This is a genomic window from Clostridium sp. AF34-10BH (genome assembly GCF_003478095.1).
Taxonomy (GTDB): Bacteria; Bacillota; Clostridia; order Lachnospirales; family Lachnospiraceae; genus Acetatifactor; species Acetatifactor acetigignens.
The window spans coordinates 1-667 of sequence record NZ_QUEC01000080.1; the positions used below are offsets into that span (position 1 = coordinate 1).

Consider the following 667-nt stretch of genomic DNA (forward strand, 5'->3'; position numbering starts at 1 on the left):
TTATACATGAATTCCTTGAGAATAAGGTGTCAACTTTATTTATACAACATCATTTATATGAATTAACATATATTAGTTTGCACTAAACGTGAATACCGTTGAAAAGGAACGTGTAGTATTAGGGAAGTTTGTTGACCTGAAAGTTGTATTAAATCTATAACTTCCCGCTTGCGTAATCGGACCACAATCATATGTATAATAGAAGCCATCTGCGCCTGTACCAGATATAATAAATGGCTCCTGATGTATCCACGAAATACTTCTTCCATCAAATGTTGTAGTATCGCTGCCATATCCATATACCTTGATCGTAACGCCAAAATTTCCATTTGTAAGCCAGCCATATTTATAAAGTGAAATGCTTGTCACCTGCGGAGCCGGTCCATCTCCAGGCCACCATAGCGGATTAATCCCTTCCTCATTACCACTGCCTTCAACTATTGTTCCTTCCTGATCTCCTGCAATATTCACCGTCATTCCACCATCATTGGTTTCAGAATATTCAGGAATACTACTCTCCTTTTCTGCTGCTGACACCATTGTTCCCATACCCATTAACATAGTCAATGCTAATGCAAATGCAATAACTTTCTTAATTTTTTTTAACATATCAGTACGTATAATCCAATTATCCTCTTTTGAGGGTAATGGATTATTCTCCTTTCTC

Annotated in this window: 1 protein-coding gene; it reads right to left on the reverse strand. The window is 37.2% G+C overall.

Annotation, left to right across the window (positions count from 1 at the left end):
• Positions 1-72 precede the first annotated feature (72 nt).
• On the reverse strand, positions 73-667 hold a 595-nt coding region (locus DWZ61_RS19440), incomplete at its 5' end, for a hypothetical protein (RefSeq protein WP_243026470.1).